The organism is Candidatus Pelagibacter sp. PS_16 (assembly GCF_059417965.1).
Map to the genome: position 1 here is coordinate 113,000 of NZ_CM182074.1, position 17,274 is coordinate 130,273.

The window sequence follows — 17,274 nt, forward strand, 5'->3', positions numbered from 1 at the left end:
AGTAATGACTAAAAATCAAAAAAAACCTAGTATTTATTGATATATTTGAGCATTTATTTAAATGCTAAATGCTTGATTTACTTTTATTTTAGCTTATAAGCAGCACACTTTCTCAGTAAAATTATTGTTTACTCAATAGATTAGTGAGGATTATTGGGCGTTTTAGACCCAATTAGCTATTTAAAAAGTAAAAATTTAAGAAGAGAAGTGTGGACGGTTAAGGTTACCAAAATTTGTCGTACACACTTCAAAATCGTATGGATTGTATTCTTACAATTTATATATGAAGCTAGTGTGCGCCGTTTTTTAACTTGAGAGTTTGATCATGGCTCAGAACGTACGCTGGCGGCACGCCTAACACATGCAAGTCGAACGAAGTAGCAATACTTAGTGGCAGACGGGTGAGTAACATGTGGGTATCTACCCTTTGGCCTGGAATAACACGAGGAAACTTGTGCTAATACCGGATAAGTCTTTACGGAGAAAGCTTTATGCACCATTGGATGAGCCCGCACTTGATTAGTTTGTTGGTAGGGTAATGGCCTACCAAGACTATGATCAATAGCTGATTTGAGAGGATGATCAGCCACATTGGGACTGAGACACGGCCCAAACTCCTACGGGAGGCAGCAGTGGGGAATCTTGCACAATGGAGGAAACTCTGATGCAGCGATGCCGCGTGAGTGAAGAAGGCCTTTGGGTTGTAAAGCTCTTTCGTCGGGGAAGAAAATGACTGTACCCGAATAAGAAGGTCCGGCTAACTTCGTGCCAGCAGCCGCGGTAATACGAAGGGACCTAGCGTAGTTCGGAATTACTGGGCTTAAAGAGTTCGTAGGTGGTTGAAAAAGTTGGTGGTGAAATCCCAGAGCTTAACTCTGGAACTGCCATCAAAACTTTTCAGCTAGAGTATGATAGAGGAAAGCAGAATTTCTAGTGTAGAGGTGAAATTCGTAGATATTAGAAAGAATACCAATTGCGAAGGCAGCTTTCTGGATCATTACTGACACTGAGGAACGAAAGCATGGGTAGCGAAGAGGATTAGATACCCTCGTAGTCCATGCCGTAAACGATGTGTGTTAGACGTTGGAAATTTATTTTCAGTGTCGCAGGGAAACCGATAAACACACCGCCTGGGGAGTACGACCGCAAGGTTAAAACTCAAATGAATTGACGGGGACCCGCACAAGTAGTGGAGCATGTGGTTTAATTCGAAGATACGCGCAGAACCTTACCAACACTTGACATGTTCGTCGCGACTCTAAGAGATTAGAGTTTTCGGTTCGGCCGGACGAAACACAGGTGCTGCATGGCTGTCGTCAGCTCGTGTCGTGAGATGTTGGGTTAAGTCCCGCAACGAGCGCAACCCTCACTTTTAGTTGCCATCATTAAGTTGGGCACTCTGAAAGAACTGCCAGTGATAAGCTGGAGGAAGGTGGGGATGACGTCAAGTCCTCATGGCCCTTACGTGTTGGGCTACACACGTGCTACAATGGCATCTACAACAGGAAGCAAAACGGCAACGTTAAGCAAATCCCGAAAAGATGCCTCAGTTCGGATTGCACTCTGCAACTCGAGTGCATGAAGCTGGAATTACTAGTAATCGTGGATCAGCGTGCCACGGTGAATGCGTTCCCGGGTCTTGTACACACCGCCCGTCACACCATGGGAGTTGGTTCTACCTTAAGGCAAGGTTTTATACCCTTGACCACGGTATAGTCAGCGACTGGGGTGAAGTCGTAACAAGGTAGCCGTAGGGGAACCTGCGGCTGGATTACCTCCTTTCTAAGGATGAGTGAAAGTAAAATTTCACTCTAAATAATATACATCGGTAATGTTGACCGTCCTCATTTCTCTTCTTAAAGTAATGTTTCCTTCTTGTAGGGCCGGTAGCTCAGTTGGTTAGAGCACACCCTTGATAAGGGTGGGGTCGAAAGTTCGAGTCTTTCTCGGCCCACCATACTTAACTGGGGGATTAGCTCAGCTGGGAGAGCGCCTGATTTGCATTCAGGAGGTCAGCGGTTCGATCCCGCTATCCTCCACCAGGAAACATTTAGTTATTAAAACTGTAAATAAAAATAATTTATATCAATATCTATATCCGAACATTAAAAGTTATTATTTAATGTTCAAAATAAAAATTTGATCACAACATAGATAAATTTTCTGTTAAAAGAATTTTTTTCTGTGCATAAATCAAGCGTTTAAGGGCGTGTAGTGGATGCCTTGGCACTGAAAGCCGATGAAGGACGTGATATACTGCGATAAGTTTCGGGGAGCTGTATGTAAGCTTTGATCCGAAAATTTCCGAATGGGGAAACCCACCACTTTATGTGGTACTTTAAACTGAATACATAGGTTTAAAGAGACAACCTGGAGAACTGAAACATCTAAGTAACCAGAGGAAAAGAAATCAATTGAGATTCCGTTAGTAGTGGCGAGCGAACGCGGAGTAGGCCAGTAGTTTTGTTAGAAAAATTTGAATAGTTTGGAAATGCTAACCATAGAGGGTGATAGTCCCGTATGAGTAATGTCTAACAAAATTCTTGAGTAAAGCGGGACACGAGAAATCCTGCTCGAATATAGGGGGACCACCCTCTAAGCCTAAATACTCTTCAGTGACCGATAGTGAACTAGTACCGTGAGGGAAAGGTGAAAAGAACCCCTATTAGGGGAGTGAAATAGAACCTGAAACTGCATGCCTACAATCAGTCCGAGCCCTTTTTAGGGTGAGGGCGTACCTTTTGTATAATGGGTCAGTGACTTAATTTATTAAGCAAGCTTAAGCCATCTAGGTGTAGGCGCAGCGAAAGCAAGTCTTAATAGGGCGATTAGTTTAATGAATTAGACCCGAAAACGAATGAGCTTACCATGAGCAGGTTGAAAGTTGGGTAACACCAACCGGAGGACCGAACCAGTTGACGTTGAAAAGTCTTTGGATGACTTGTGGTAAGGGGTGAAAGGCCAACCAAATTCGTAGATAGCTGGTTTTCCGCGAAAACTATTTAGGTAGTGCGTCGAATAAATAGATGTTTAGAGGTAGAGCACTAAATGGGCTAGGGGGAAGAGATTCTTACCAAACCTAATAAAACTCCGAATGCTAGACATTGTTCTTCGGCAGACAGACTGTGGGTGCTAAGGTCCATGGTCGAGAGGGAAAGAGCCCAGACCACCAGATAAGGTCCCAAAATCATGATTAAGTGTGAAAGGATGTGGAAATTCCTTAACAGCCGGGAGGTTGGCTTAGAAGCAGCCATCCTTTAAAGATAGCGTAACAGCTCACCGGTCTAATAGAGTTTCTGCGCCGAAGATGTAACGGGGCTAAAATCATGTACCGAATCTGTGGCTTTGCAAAGTTTTCGAACTTTGTAAGGGGTAGCGGAACGTTCTGTAAGCCTGCGAAGGGATACCCGTGAGGGATCCTGGAGGTATCAGAAGTGCGAATGCTGACATAAGTAACGATAAACGAAGTGAAAAACTTCGTCGCCGAAAATCTAAGGGTTTCTATGCAAGGTTAATCCGCGTAGAGTTAGTCGGCACCTAAGGCGAGGGCGAAAGCCGTAGTCGATGGAAACAAGGTTAATATTCCTTGACCTGATGGTAGTGACGGATTCTGTAAGTTGTGAGTTCTTAATGGATTGAACTTGCCGCGAAAGAGTCCCAAGAAATAGCTCCATCATTAAGACCGTACCCGAAACCGACACAGGTAGATTAATAGAGTATATTTAGGCGCTTGAGAGAATGATGTTGAAGGAACTCGGCAAAATGCTTCCGTAACTTCGGGATAAGGAAGACCCTTTTGTAGGCAACTATAGAAGGGTGGCACAAGCCAGGGAGAAGCGACTGTTTATCAAAAACACAGGGCTCTGCTAACACGTAAGTGGATGTATAGGGTCTGACGCCTGCCCGGTGCTGGAAGGTTAATGCGGTTGGTGCAAGCTAACTTCTGAAGCCCCAGTAAACGGCGGCCGTAACTATAACGGTCCTAAGGTAGCGAAATTCCTTGTCGGGTAAGTTCCGACCTGCATGAATGGCGTAACGATTTCTCCGCTGTCTCCAACATCAACTCAGTGAAATTGAATTCTCCGTGAAGATGCGGAGTTCGCGTAGTTAGACGGAAAGACCCCGTGCACCTTTACTGCAACTTTACATTGGTGTTAGGAAAAACATATTTAGCATAGGAGGGAGACTTTGAAACAAAGGCGTCAGCTTTTGTGGAGTCACCAGTGAAATACCTCTTTTGTTTTTCTTGACATCTAACCGCTAGCCGTCATCCGGCAGCGAGACATTGTATGGTGGGTAGTTTGACTGGGGCGGTCGCCTCCCAAATAGTAACGGAGGCGTGCGAAGGTAGGCTCAGAACGGTCAGAAATCGTTCGTAGAGTGCAATGGCATAAGCCTGCCTGACTGTGAGACTGACAAGTCGAGCAGAGACGAAAGTCGGTCATAGTGATCCGGTGCTTCTGAGTGGAAGGGGCATCGCTCAACGGATAAAAGGTACGCCGGGGATAACAGGCTGATACTGCCCAAGAGCTCATATCGACGGCAGTGTTTGGCACCTCGATGTCGGCTCATCACATCCTGGGGCTGGAGCAGGTCCCAAGGGTTTGGCTGTTCGCCAATTAAAGTGGTACGTGAGCTGGGTTCAGAACGTCGTGAGACAGTTCGGTCCCTATCTGCTATGCGTGTAGAAGAATTGAGAGGAGTTGACCCTAGTACGAGAGGACCGGGTTGAACATACCACTGGTGGACCTGTTGTGGCGCCAGCCGCAGTGCAGGGTAGCTAAGTATGGAAGAGATAACTGCTGAAAGCATCTAAGCGGGAAACTCACCTCAAAACTAGTTCTTCCTATAGAGCCGTGGTAGACCACCACGTTGATAGGCTGGATGTGGAAGCGCAGTAATGCGTGTAGCTGACCAGTACTAATAGCTCAATTGGCTTGATTTATGCACTGAAAAAAATTTTTAAGTAATTTTAAAGATAACGATATTATTATTTATAACCCAAACCTAATAGAGAGTTTTTTTTAAGCTACAATAAAATTTTAGATCGTTAAATAGTTGCCTTTGAAGAATATATTTATTAATAGGAATGTTGTCCTAAATAAAATAAAGACATTCATATTAAATATTATTACCAAAGAAATAAGAAACCATATATCTAGAATTTATAATTTTAAAGTTGAATAAAAAGCAGTTACATTAGTTTATAAGAATGCTGAATTGCTTAAAGAAGCTTTAATACTAAAATTTTTAAAAATCGAAGTTTGTTCAGTTAATTTTACTTATAACAATATACCTTTAGTTTCCTAAGCCCATATCTAATATTTTTTTTTATTTTAAAATTATTCTTTATATAAAATTTTTGTGCTTGAATGTTATTCACATCAGTCATTACATGAATTTTACTTTTAACCTTTTTTTTTAAAAAAAGGATTAACTTTGTACCAATTCCTTGCCCAATAACTTCATTTTTGACAGCTATTATAATAATATTATTTTTATATAAAGAAATTTTCTTATTAAAAAATACCCGATTAAATATGATGTTAATGAGTATTATTTTGTCAATTAAATATCTAGAAAAAAATAAATTTTTAAGAATTGAAATTGAATTATCATTTAAAAAATTTATTGTATCTCCTGTGCATTTTTCAAAAATCAAACAACCATAAACTTTTTTATCTTTTTTAATAAGTAAAATGAGGCCATCTTTTTTTAATAAATATTTAAAATATTTTAAAAATAGCTTTTTTGAAAAACTGAATAAAAGACTATCAGGTTTAATTTTTTTGATTTCCTTTAAAAAAAAATTATTTATCTTATGAAAATGTTTTTGTGAAAAGTTTTCAATTATAAACATTTATATTGTGACTTTAAGTATTTATTTAATATTTATTTATTATCTTAACTATGTATTGTACTTCTTTTTTTTTAACCCACCATCCTGTTGGAATATTAAGCATATGTTTGTCAAAATAATCTGTGCCTATTAATTTTTTTCTAAATTTTTTAAAAACTGTATATCTATCATTCCTAAAACTTACCTCATCAGTCTCAATTTTATTTTTTTTCATATATTGTTTAAATTTTTTTTTGTTATCAACTAATATTGAATATAGCCAATAAGCTGAAGTTAAATTTTTATCTTTTTTTATCAATTTGATTTTTTTATTATTAATATATTTGTCATAATATTTTCCATTCTTTTGATGTGTTTTGACTATTTTACTAACATACTTCATCTGCTCAAGTCCAATTCTAGAGGCAATATTATTTAAGTGAAATTTATAGCCAGAAAATTTAATATCCTGAGTCCACTTATTTCCTTTGATTTTCCTATTTAAACCAAACCATCTAAGTAATTTAGCTTTTTTGACATCAGCTTTTTTTTTGCAAACTAAAAGACCGCCATCCCCACTTGTAATATGTTTTATTGCTTGAAACGAAAAACACACAAAATCACCATGATTTCCTATTTTTTTTCCGTTAATTTTAGCTCCCAAGGCATGGGCAGCATCTTCTATAATTTTTATCTTTCTAGGATAAATAATTTTTTTTAATTTTACAATATCAACTGGCAGCCCTCCCCAGTGAACAACAACTATAGCTTTCGTATTTTTATTAATTAATTTTGTTATACTTTTTAAGCAAGCGTTGCCTGTATCTGGGTCTATATCGCAAAATTTAAATTTAATTTTTTCATTAAATAAAGGCTCGTTTGTTGCCATACATGTAAAAGGAGTAGTAATTACCTCATCTTTTTTTTTTAAATTTAATAATCTATAAGCCAGTGTAAGAGCAGAAGTGCCACTATTTAATAAAACACAGTTCTTATTGCTTAGATAAACAGAAAGTTTTTTTTCAAATTTGTCTGAATATTTTCCTTCAGTCAATTCACCTTTTTTAAATAATTCTTCAACTTTTTTACCAATACCTACTGGATAATGAGGTTTAAGTAATTTTATCTCTTTTTTATTGATTGAATTTTTCATTTTTTTTAAATAAGTATAATATCAATTATATTTTACAATCCAAACTAATAGATTAAAATGAAAATTCCAAAGCACACTTATAAAACAGGTGAAGTTAAAGCTTGTCAAATATGTGGAAATAAAAAATTATATAAGATTTTAAATTTGGGCCACCAACCTTTGGCAGATGATTTAATGCCAATCCAGCAGGGTCAGAAAGAAGTTTTATATTATCCTTTGTCAATATCTTTCTGCAAAAAATGTATATTATTACAAAATGATTATATTGTTGGAGATAATAAACTTTATCCCAAAAGTTATCATTATGTACCAGGCATTACTAAAGAAGTTTTAAAAAACTTCAAAAAAATGTCTAAATTTTTAACTAAGATTTATACCTTAGATAAAGATAAGGATTTAATTGTTGATTTGGGGTGCAATGATGGGTCGCTTTTAAATCAATTTAAAAAAAGTGGATACAAAAAGGTCCTAGGAATTGACCCTACAGACACAGTTAAATTGGCTAAAAAAAAGGGTATAAGAATAATCCAAGACTTTTTTAATATGCGGTCAGCAAATAAAGCAAAAAAAAATTACGGTAAAGCAAAGTTAATAACAACCACGAATGTATTTGCGCACACTAATAATTTAAAAGAATTTATATGTGGTGTAAAAAAGTTAATTTTAAAAAATGGAGTTTTTGTTATAGAAAATCATTATTTATTGGATGTTATAAAAAAAATACAATTTGATACTTTTTATCATGAGCATTTAAGAACTTATTCATTAACTAGCTTGATTAAATTAATGAAGTATTATGGATTTAATATAGTTGATGCATATACTTCAGATAGATACGGTGGAAATATTCAGGCACATTTTACACTTGGTAAAATTAATAAAAGTCCAAATGTGATAAAGATTTTAAAAAATGAGAAAAAACAAAAGCTTAATCAGGAAAAAACATATCTTAATTTTTCTAAAAAAATTGAACAATCAAAAGAAAATTTAAGAAAATTTATAAATAAAAATAAACATAAAAATATTGTGGCAAAAGCATTCCCTGCAAGAGCATCCATACTGTTACATTATTATGATTTTCTTAAAACAAATGTAAAATATATTGCAGAGCAGCCAACTTCAAAAAAATTAAACTATTATGCGCCTGGAACTGATTTAAAGATACTTTCAAGTGATAATATGAAAAAAAATGAACCAGATTATGTAATTGTATTAGCTTGGCACTTATTTGATACGATATATAACAAATGGAGCAAAATATTTAAAAAAAAAGTAAAATTTATTAAACCCTTACCTGTACTTAAAATTAAATGAGAAATAAAACAGACAAAAAGTTTGAAATATTTTTAAAAAAATATTTAAATTTAAATGATTTTCCAAAAAATAAAAAAATACTCATAACAGGCTGTTCTGGTTTTATAGGTCAATATTTAGTAAAATGTTTAGTGGAAGCATTTAAAGAAAAAAACTTAAAAATATATGGAATTGATGTTGTTGGTTTAAAGGAAAAATATAAAAATTTTACATTTTATAAAAGAGATCTTTATAAATTAAATAGACGTGATATCCCCAATAAAAAGTATGATTTTATAATTCATTTAGCGGGAATTCCTTCACCAGTTTACTACAAAAAATACCCACTAAGGACAATTTTTTTAAATGCAGAGCTAACAAGAGAGTTATTAGAAATTAGTAAAAAGAATAAATCAAAATTTGTATATTTTAGTTCTAGTGAAATTTATGGAAATCCGTTTGATAAATTTGTGCCGACAAATGAAAGTTACCATGGAAATGTTTCATCAATTTCTGACAGATCTTGTTATGATGAAAGTAAAAGAATGGGTGAAACATACTCTTATATTTACAAAAATAATTTTGGAGTGGATGCAAAAATTATAAGACCGTTTAACTTTTATGGTGAGGGAATGAAATTCTCAGACGAAAGAATTATTCCTAGATTTTTTTCACAGTTATTAAATAATAAACCTATTACAGTTTTTTCAAGCGGAAAACAAACTAGGACATATTGTCATATTTTTGATTCAATTGTTATGATTTGTAAAATTATTTTTAAAGGAAAAAAATTTGTTTATAACGTGGGCAACCCTGGTGAAGAAATTAGCGCAGCAAATCTAGCCACCAAAATATTAAAAATGCAAAAAAAGTCTTTTTCCATGTCCATAAAAATTCCGTATCCAAAAAATTATCCAAGTGATGAGCCGATGAGAAGATGTCCATCAATTAAAAATTTTACAACTGAATTTAAATTTAGACCTAAAATAAAATTAAAGAAAGGTCTAGAATATTTCAATGAGTACGCTGAAAAAAATTTTATTCAATCTTAAGAAACTTTAAAATTACAACCTTAGTAAATTTTAAAACTACAATAGATGAGTCTATAAAGTTTCCAGTATAGTGAGATTTTCCAATACGTGGTCTATGCTCAATTTTTATTTCAGTAATATTTAGATTTTGTCTGAATAAGTTTATTGTTAATTCTAATTGGAATTCAGGCCCATCATATTTTAATGTATCTTTGAAGAGGTTATAATTTTTTTTTTTGAATACTCTAAAAGAGCTTCCAACATCAGATAATTTTGGACCATTAAATAAATGACTCAAAAATTTTGCATATAATCTGTTGCCATATTTTAGGTAAAAAATCATATGTTTATTATAAGTTCTACTAGTGAATACAGCGTCATATTCATCAAGTTTTTTTAATAATATCAATGAATCTTTTGCTACGAAAGATCCTTCTGGCTCACTTACCATAAGCAAATCTGTTTTGGCATGATTAAGGCCTCTCTTTACGGCCGCACCATACCCTTTTTTTTGTTCAAACAGGTAAGTAACATTATTTTTTATAATTTCAGTTTTAGTGTTGTCAGTTGAATTATTGTCTACACAAATTATTTCATCAAAAATATTTAATTTTTTTAAATCAACAATATAATCTGATATACTTTTTTCTTCATTAAGCGCAGGTAGAATAATTGACAAAGTTCGATTGTTGTACATTTTTTATTAATTCATATAAGATTATTTACTTATGACAAAATTTAATAAATATTCAATTGATTTATTAATTCTTTTCTCATTAATTTTATCAATAGTTTTTTATATTAATTTTAATAAAGGCATAGAGCTTACCGATGAGTCTTATGTATTGTTAATAAGCATGTATCCAAATGATATTATGGGAAGAGCGAACAATTCTGGCATCTTGGGAAATTTCTTATTGCAAATAGTAGATTATAATATTTACTATTTTAGACTATTAGGTGCGGGATTATTAATGTTTACTTCAATACTTTTAGTAAATCCCATTTCAAAATTTCAATCAAGTATACTTGATTTTAAAAATATCAACAAAAGATTTTTAATTTTAATATTTACCCTAGGAACATTAAGCTATTATCATAATTGGATCATCACACCTAATTATAATCTTTATAATTTAATAGGAATTTTAATTTTCATTAATGGTCTAATTAGATTCACATTTAAAAATAATATTAATTGGAAAATTTTATTTCCAATGTCACTAGTGATTCTGGGTGGATTAATTTCTTTCATTTGTAAGCCCCCAACAGCAATATTTTTAAGTTTAATTTATACAATATGGATATTATATTTTTTTAATTTAAAAAAAAGTTTTATAATTTTATTAATTTCTATTATTCTCAGTCTATTTACTTTTTACGCTTATATATTAATTTTTTTCGGTAGTATTGATTTTTATTTAAATGATTTAATGTTAGGCATTGAGCTAAAAATATTATTGGATCCTAGATATTCAATATTGGGTAATTTTATATCTACAGCAAAACAAGTATTATTTTATTATTATAGTAATATCTCTTATCTTCTCATTTTTTTTACATCATTATTTTTTTGTAAAGCTTTATTTAAAATTTTTTTTAATAATTTTGCATTTATGTTAATTTTTTTACCTTTATTTTTCACAAATAGCCTTTTGTTTACTTTATTATTTATTATATTATTTTACATATTATTTGATTTGCACTTAACAAAAATTTTTAAGACAAGTAAAAAAGATATAACTTTTTTATTCTATAATTTCATTTTAATTTTTATTTTGTACGCTTTTGTAGTTGGAACAAATACAAATGTAGTTGTTTTATTAAAAAGTTCTTCCTTAATTATATTTTTAATTATTTTTAATTTTATCTTAAAAATTAAAAATGAAAAATTTTTTTTAGTTAATAAGCTAGATCTATTTTTTTATATTTTAACTATTTTTGTTTTAATCAATTTAATAGATAATTTTGAAAATCCTAGGAGGTATCATGATAATATTTATGAACAAAAAAAAAAAGTAACCTTAACTAATTTTAATGGAGAAATATTTGTTGATAATACTACTTTTAATTTTATTAACGAAGTTCAAAAAGTTCTCAAAAAAAATGGATGGAAAAAAGGATATCATTTAATTGATTTAACGGGCAGACAGCCTGGTTTGAATATTATTGCTGGAGCGAGGTTTGTCACAGAACCATGGTGGGGAGCAGGATATGTTGGCACAACTAAAAAAGTATCAAAAGTTCTTAATATTTCAACATTTGAAAACATAAAAAATGCTTGGATAGTTGTAACAGACCATTCTCTTAATATTAATCCTAAGTTATTAAATTTAATCGGTTTAGACTTAAAAAGAGACTATATGTTTGTGGGAACTATTAAAAAGAATAGCTTAGACAAAAAGTATATTAAAAATTATCAATTCTGGAAACCAAAATACTAATAATAAAAATTATATTTTATCAAATCATCTTTCTTAAAAAAATTTATCATTAACTTCACCTCCTGATTGAGTATATTTTATATCTAATTATATTTTTTAATTATTTTCTTAGGTTTTATAATTTTATTAATCTTAAAAAAGAGAAAAAAATTAATAAAGTTTCTTTAAATATAATATAGATAGAATATTTTAGATATTACCTTTTTATTTTTTTGACAAAAATATTTTCAAAAGATTTAATTCTAAAATTTACGCTATAAATTTTTCTTACGTAAATTTAATTAAAAAATTTTTTATATTCATAGATCTTTTTTATTATTTATATTTATATAAATAATCTTTTTTTGTAAATTTATTCAAAAGTATATAGTTTTTTTTTAATAAAAAGCTGTTTATGGGATTGAAATTTCGAACTTCTATAAGTAAATATTTAAATTTATATTCTCTATGGTTAATTCCTTGAAGAACCTCTAATTCTACACCCTCAACATCAAGTGAAAAAAAATCAATAATTTTAGGTGTATTATTTTTGGATAACAAGTCATTCAAGGGCATTCCTTTCTTTATAAACTCATAACTATTATTGCTAAATTTTTTTGCATTTATTTTATGCTTTTTTATATTAACATCAGTTTTAAGATTTAAAGCTAGTGTCATTAGGTTGTAATAGGCAAATTTTATACTTTTACCCCTGTTTTTAAAAGAGCAGCAAGCTACATCAGAAAAAATATTTTTTTTTGATCTATTCTTTTTTAATAAAGTAAATTTTTCAGAAGGTTCAATTAGCATACCACGCCAGTTATATTTTTTTTCTAAAAATCTTGTATTAGACTGATTTATTCCATCATTTGCTCCCATTTCAATAAAAAAACCATCTTTATAATTTAGATATTTCTCTATTTTCTTGTCTAATTCATTTAATGCTGTGTATATTGAATAATTATCTTTTATATAGTTTTTAATTATTCTGATAAATTTCATTTAATTTTATTTATTCCCAATTTTTTTTAAGTTAATTTAGTATTAATAATTAATTAACTAAGCTTTTAAATATTATTTTTTAGTTAAACAAAAATGTTCATAATTTAGTAACTTTAAATAAAAAATTTTAGAAAGTAAATGAAATTTAAAATCTTAGAAAGAAAATGAAATTTAAAATCTTATTACAAGCAAGAAGTGACTCAAAGAGATTGCCATTTAAATGTTTTTTATTAATAAAGAATATCCCAGCAATAATTTATTTATATAAAAGAATTGCACCTTTAAAAAAAAATTTAATTGTTTTAACATCAAACGATAGTTCTGATTCTTATTTACGGTTTATTTTAAAGCAATATAAAATAAATTTCTTTAATGGATCCTTACATAACGTAAAAAAAAGATTTTTAGATTCTATGGTCAACATGAAAGATAAGGATATTATCGTGAGATTAACAGGTGATAATTTAATGGTAAATTCTAAATTAATTCTCGAATGTCTAAAAATATTTCAATCTCAGCAAAATGATTATATGTATATAGATCCGAAAGAAAGTAATGTACCATATGGTTTATCAGTTGAAATTTTTAAACTAAAATTACTCAGAGAAGATAGTTTAAATTCAAAACTTTCTAAAGAACATGTTACTTACAATTTTAACAAAACAAATAATACGTTAAATATAAAAAATATTTTTACAAAAAGAATGGACATATTTAGATGTTCTTTTGATTATTTAGAAGATTACTTCTTTTTAAAAAAAAAATTAAATAATCATAATATAAAATCTGACTGGAAAATTTTATGTAAAAGCTTATCAAAATATAAAATAAATAAAAAAAATAACCTTAATTTTTTGATAAAAAAAACAAGTGAATTAACAATAAAAGAGAAAGATAAAATATTTAAGATCAAAAAAACTTTTTGGAAATATAGTTTAAAGTCACAAAAATCTTTTTTTTTAAAAACATATAAAAAAAATGATAGCCACGTTTTACTCTTCAATGGTGTTAATCTAATTGGATATAATTGTTTAAGATTTTGTCGTAACAAGAAAGATAAATATATTATCCTTGATGCATTTGTAATTTCTCCAGAATATTACAAAAAAGGTATCTCAAATATTTTGCTAGCAAAATCTATGAATGAGATCGTCTCTGCTAAACTATCTGCGTATCTTTATGCTAATAAAAAATCAATTTTTTTATATAAAAAATTTAATTGGAAAGTCTCTCGCAACTATCAATTACTCAAAAAAAAGCCCCTCATTTCTTTAATGAAATTTGTCACTTAAATTCTAATATATAAAAATCTATTAGGTTCGTTAATCTACTAGTATTAATCTTATAATAATTTTATCAAATCATCTTTTCTAAAAAAAGATTTACTTTTTTTGCCTATTATCTTTTCAAAAAAACTAGCATCAATCCCAGTTCCAGGCCTAGCACATTTTATATTTTTATAATTAAATCTATGTCCAATTTTAATATTTTGTGATGCAAATATACTCTTTCTTGCAAATATCCTCATTTTTATTTCCTCTTCGTTTGGACTAATTTTACCATTACCCAGCATTCTCTGATGCGATTTAGCAAATTCACAAATTGTTCTTAATTGATGAAAGTTTGCAGATGATAAGTGATCTGGACCATCGGCCTTATTGTCATATGTAAAATGTTTTTCAATTATTGTTGCACCCAAGGTTATTGCTTTAATTGATGAGTTTACTCCAATAGTGTGATCTGAAAAACCCACACTAGTTGAATATTTTTTTAGTTTAATCATTCTTCTTAAATTAATATTATTTATAGATGCCGGATATAGCGAAACACAATGTAATAGAGTTAATTTTTTTTTATTAAATAATTTACAAGTTTGTTTTATTTCTTTTTCATCAGCCATACCTGTAGATAAAATATTATATTTTTTTTTACTTAAAATTTTTTTAATTAAAAAGTGATCATTTAGGTCACCTGAGGCTATCTTCAAAAACGTATATTTAATACCATTTAGCATTTCTAAGCTTTTAATATCAAAAACACTAAAGCCTAAATCTATCTCAAAATTTTTGCATAAAGATTCAATTTTTATTAGCCAATTTTTTTTTATAGTTAATCTCTTCCACATTTGAAAAAGTGTTTCATTTTTATAACTTTTAAATAATTTATATTTTTTTTTATTTGCTTTATTGGCAAGTGTTGATGCTTCAAAAAGTTGAAATTTTACTGCATTTGCTCCCGCTTTTTTTGCTAGCTTAATTAATTTAGAAATTTTTTGTAAATCACCATCATGATTTATTCCTATTTCAGCTATAATGTATGTTGCTTCTTTATGTATTCTCATTAAAAAATAGTTTTACTAAATCTGTTATCTTTTTAATATCTTTAAATGTTAACTTATTATGAAATGGTAAGGCTAACGAATTATTAAATAATTTATTACAATTTATTTGATTTTTAGAATTGAGTTTGTTCTTATAAAAGTCATGCTTATGTGCTGGTGTGTAATAAACAGTAGTAGAAATCTTGTTGTTTTCTAAAAAATAAGCAAGCTTATCTCTAATATTATTTTTTGATATATAAATTTGAAAACAATATAGAGAACTAGAATTAGATTTTTCAATTTCTTGAAGATATATTGAATTAATATCTATCAAATTTTTTAAACTTTGTTTGTACTTAGTGTAAAGTTTTTTTCTATAACTAATAATCTTATCAATTTTTTTAAATTGAGGTATTGCAATCGAAGCAAGCACATCGTTATAGTTAAATTTATAACCAGCCATTTTTACATTTAAGCGTTTAAAATTATTAACTTTTTTTCTTTGCCAGCTATTTTTTTCTAGTCCAGAATTGATTAATTTTCTTAAATTTGTTGCTAATTTTTTATTATTAAGGGTTATTATTCCACCGTCTGCACTAGTAATAATCTTATTAGCATGAAGGCTAAAAACTGTAATAGGATAATTATATGACCCTAAATATTTATTATTTATTTTTGATCCCATGGCTGTTGCTGCGTCATCAATAATTTTTATTTTTTTTTTTGCAGTAGCTATAATTTTATCAATATCAATTGGATTACCCCCAAAATGTACTGGTATAAAAAACTTAGTTTTTTTAGTTAATGTTTTTTCAAATATTTCATTTGTAACTGACCACTTTTTTATATCCACATCACAAAGCCTAATTTTTAAACCCATATTGTGAATCGTATTAATTGTGCTAATAAATGTATTAGCCGGTGTTAATACTTCGTCACCCTTTTTTGCACCCATTGCTGTTAAGCATGCCCATATACCATTTGTACAAGAATTAACCGCTATTGCATATTTAGCTTTAATCTTTTTTTTTATTAAAATCTCTAATTTTTTAGTTTGAGGTCCAGGCGCCACCCATCCTGAAGCAAGTGTTTTTTTAAGATATTTAATTTCGTTACCATCAAAAATTGGACTTGCAACTTGAATATATTTTTTCATTTTTTAATAAAATTATTTATTATTTTTACAACTCTAAAATAACTTTTACCATTTATATCTGAATTTAAATTTAAAATTTTATTATTTGGTTTATAATTACTTATTATCTTAACAATCTTTTTCTCATAAATTTTATTATATTTTCCAATTAATTTTATTGATTTTTTTTTTAAAAAATAATTTATAGCATATTTTTGATGGTTGTGTGCCTGATAAACTAATGTTGGTCTCTCTAAAGCCAAAGATTCAAACATAGTAATTCCACCAGCGGTGATGCATAAATCAGATTGACAAAAATACTTATAAATATTTTTTTTATTCATAACAAAGGTGATTTTCTTATCTTTTAATTTAAAAACCTTATTACTTTTTTTAACCTGACTTCCAATGATTAAAAGTATCTTTATTTTAGAAATATTCTTTAAACAATTTATGATTTTAAAGAGATCATTTTTTCTGTCTGTTCCTCCTGAAGACACTAAAATTGTTAAATTTCTTTGATTACTTTTATTTGTTCTTTGTGCATAAATTTTATCTAAAAAAACATATTCAGGACCTTGAAAAATTTTATTATTTTTGTAGGGCTTTATTTTTTTTTTAAAGTAAATAATGCCGTTAATAATTGTGCATTTACCTATTTTGGGTTTATTCAAATCATCTATTAACAAAACTCGGCTTATTTTTTTTTTAGTAATAAATTTTTTAAGATCATTGTCTATTCCAAATGGAGTATCACATATTATAACATCATCTTTATTTAAAAAATTTAGTTTTTTATCAAAATTTTTATTAAATATAAAATGATTTTTTTTTGTTATGGCATCCAGCATACTTTTACTGTTATCTAAATTTTTGTATAAAAAAATAAAATTTATTTTGGGGAACTCTTTTTTTAAAAAATAATAAATTTTAGTTATTCTTGTTAAATGACCTGTGCCAGCATATTTGCCATTATCTAAATCTAGTCTAAAAATTAAATTTTTTTTTATATTCACAAAATTATTTTCAATTATTAAATTTTATTTTTAAGTCTTATAATTGATTAATAAAATATATT

11 protein-coding genes, 2 tRNA genes and 2 rRNA genes are annotated in these 17,274 nt (G+C 29.3%); 8 read left to right on the forward strand and 7 right to left on the reverse strand.

Translation table 11 applies throughout. The features are described 5' to 3' along the window. Window positions 1-307 precede the first annotated feature (307 nt). The 4 genes from AC5SL0_RS00590 to AC5SL0_RS00605 all read left to right on the forward strand — a co-directional run bounded on the left by AC5SL0_RS00590 (window position 308) and on the right by AC5SL0_RS00605 (window position 4,945). Window positions 308-1,782, forward strand: a 16S ribosomal RNA gene (locus AC5SL0_RS00590). Between the two features lie 98 nt (window positions 1,783-1,880). After that, a tRNA-Ile gene (locus tag AC5SL0_RS00595) sits at window positions 1,881-1,957 on the forward strand. 9 nt (window positions 1,958-1,966) lie between these two features. Further along, window positions 1,967-2,042: transfer RNA gene (locus AC5SL0_RS00600), tRNA-Ala, on the forward strand. A 149-nt stretch (window positions 2,043-2,191) separates the two neighbouring features. Next, window positions 2,192-4,945 (forward strand): 23S ribosomal RNA (locus AC5SL0_RS00605). Together the 16S and 23S rRNA genes with 2 tRNA genes alongside form the textbook arrangement of a ribosomal RNA operon. A 333-nt stretch (window positions 4,946-5,278) precedes the next feature. Here AC5SL0_RS00605 and AC5SL0_RS00610 read toward each other — a convergent pair. Continuing rightward, entirely contained in the window at window positions 5,279-5,860 is a 582-nt protein-coding gene (locus tag AC5SL0_RS00610; protein ID WP_494618335.1) for a GNAT family N-acetyltransferase, read from the reverse strand. Window positions 5,861-5,885: 25 nt separating this feature from the next. Next, complete coding sequence (locus AC5SL0_RS00615; protein ID WP_494618336.1) at window positions 5,886-6,992, reverse strand: aminotransferase class V-fold PLP-dependent enzyme; 1,107 nt, start codon at window positions 6,990-6,992, stop codon at window positions 5,886-5,888. A gap of 57 nt (window positions 6,993-7,049) precedes the next feature. Here AC5SL0_RS00615 and AC5SL0_RS00620 point away from each other — a divergent pair, with 57 nt between their 5' ends. Together AC5SL0_RS00620 and AC5SL0_RS00625 are read left to right on the forward strand one after the other, a co-directional pair. After that, window positions 7,050-8,306, forward strand: a complete 1,257-nt coding sequence (locus AC5SL0_RS00620) for a class I SAM-dependent methyltransferase (protein WP_494618337.1) — start codon at window positions 7,050-7,052, stop codon at window positions 8,304-8,306. Continuing rightward, a complete protein-coding gene (locus tag AC5SL0_RS00625) occupies window positions 8,303-9,337 on the forward strand; it encodes an NAD-dependent epimerase/dehydratase family protein (protein WP_494618338.1) in 1,035 nt (344 codons plus the stop codon). Before AC5SL0_RS00620 ends, AC5SL0_RS00625 begins: the two co-directional genes overlap by 4 nt. Here the strand turns inward: AC5SL0_RS00625 and AC5SL0_RS00630 are convergent. Then, a complete protein-coding gene (locus AC5SL0_RS00630; protein WP_494618339.1) occupies window positions 9,324-10,013 on the reverse strand; it encodes a glycosyltransferase family 2 protein in 690 nt (229 codons plus the stop codon). The genes AC5SL0_RS00625 and AC5SL0_RS00630 overlap by 14 nt on opposite strands. A gap of 31 nt (window positions 10,014-10,044) precedes the next feature. On the opposite strand from AC5SL0_RS00630, the gene AC5SL0_RS00635 reads away from it, so the two are divergent. Further along, window positions 10,045-11,760, forward strand: coding sequence for a hypothetical protein (locus AC5SL0_RS00635; RefSeq protein WP_494618340.1), 1,716 nt, complete (start codon window positions 10,045-10,047; stop codon window positions 11,758-11,760). Window positions 11,761-12,075: 315 nt separating this feature from the next. Here the strand turns inward: AC5SL0_RS00635 and AC5SL0_RS00640 are convergent, their stop codons facing one another. Further along, on the reverse strand, window positions 12,076-12,741 hold the full coding sequence (locus AC5SL0_RS00640; RefSeq protein WP_494618341.1) for an FkbM family methyltransferase: 666 nt from the start codon (window positions 12,739-12,741) through the stop codon (window positions 12,076-12,078). 164 nt (window positions 12,742-12,905) lie between these two features. Here AC5SL0_RS00640 and AC5SL0_RS00645 point away from each other — a divergent pair, with 164 nt between their 5' ends. Further along, window positions 12,906-14,033 (forward strand): GNAT family N-acetyltransferase, encoded by a 1,128-nt coding sequence (locus AC5SL0_RS00645; protein ID WP_494618342.1) that lies wholly within the window; start codon window positions 12,906-12,908, stop codon window positions 14,031-14,033. Window positions 14,034-14,083: 50 nt separating this feature from the next. Here AC5SL0_RS00645 and AC5SL0_RS00650 read toward each other — a convergent pair whose 3' ends face one another. From AC5SL0_RS00650 to AC5SL0_RS00660, 3 genes are read right to left on the reverse strand one after another with little or no spacing between them, the layout of a single operon-like run. Next, a complete protein-coding gene (locus AC5SL0_RS00650) occupies window positions 14,084-15,082 on the reverse strand; it encodes an N-acetylneuraminate synthase family protein (protein WP_494618343.1) in 999 nt (332 codons plus the stop codon). Next, entirely contained in the window at window positions 15,069-16,217 is a 1,149-nt protein-coding gene (locus AC5SL0_RS00655; RefSeq protein ID WP_494618344.1) for a DegT/DnrJ/EryC1/StrS family aminotransferase, read from the reverse strand. The genes AC5SL0_RS00650 and AC5SL0_RS00655 overlap by 14 nt, the downstream gene beginning before the upstream one ends. Continuing rightward, the gene (locus tag AC5SL0_RS00660) at window positions 16,214-17,212 is read right to left on the reverse strand and encodes a glycosyltransferase (RefSeq protein WP_494618345.1); all 999 of its coding nucleotides are present in this window, start codon (window positions 17,210-17,212) and stop codon (window positions 16,214-16,216) included. The genes AC5SL0_RS00655 and AC5SL0_RS00660 overlap by 4 nt, the downstream gene beginning before the upstream one ends. Window positions 17,213-17,274: the final 62 nt, after the last annotated feature.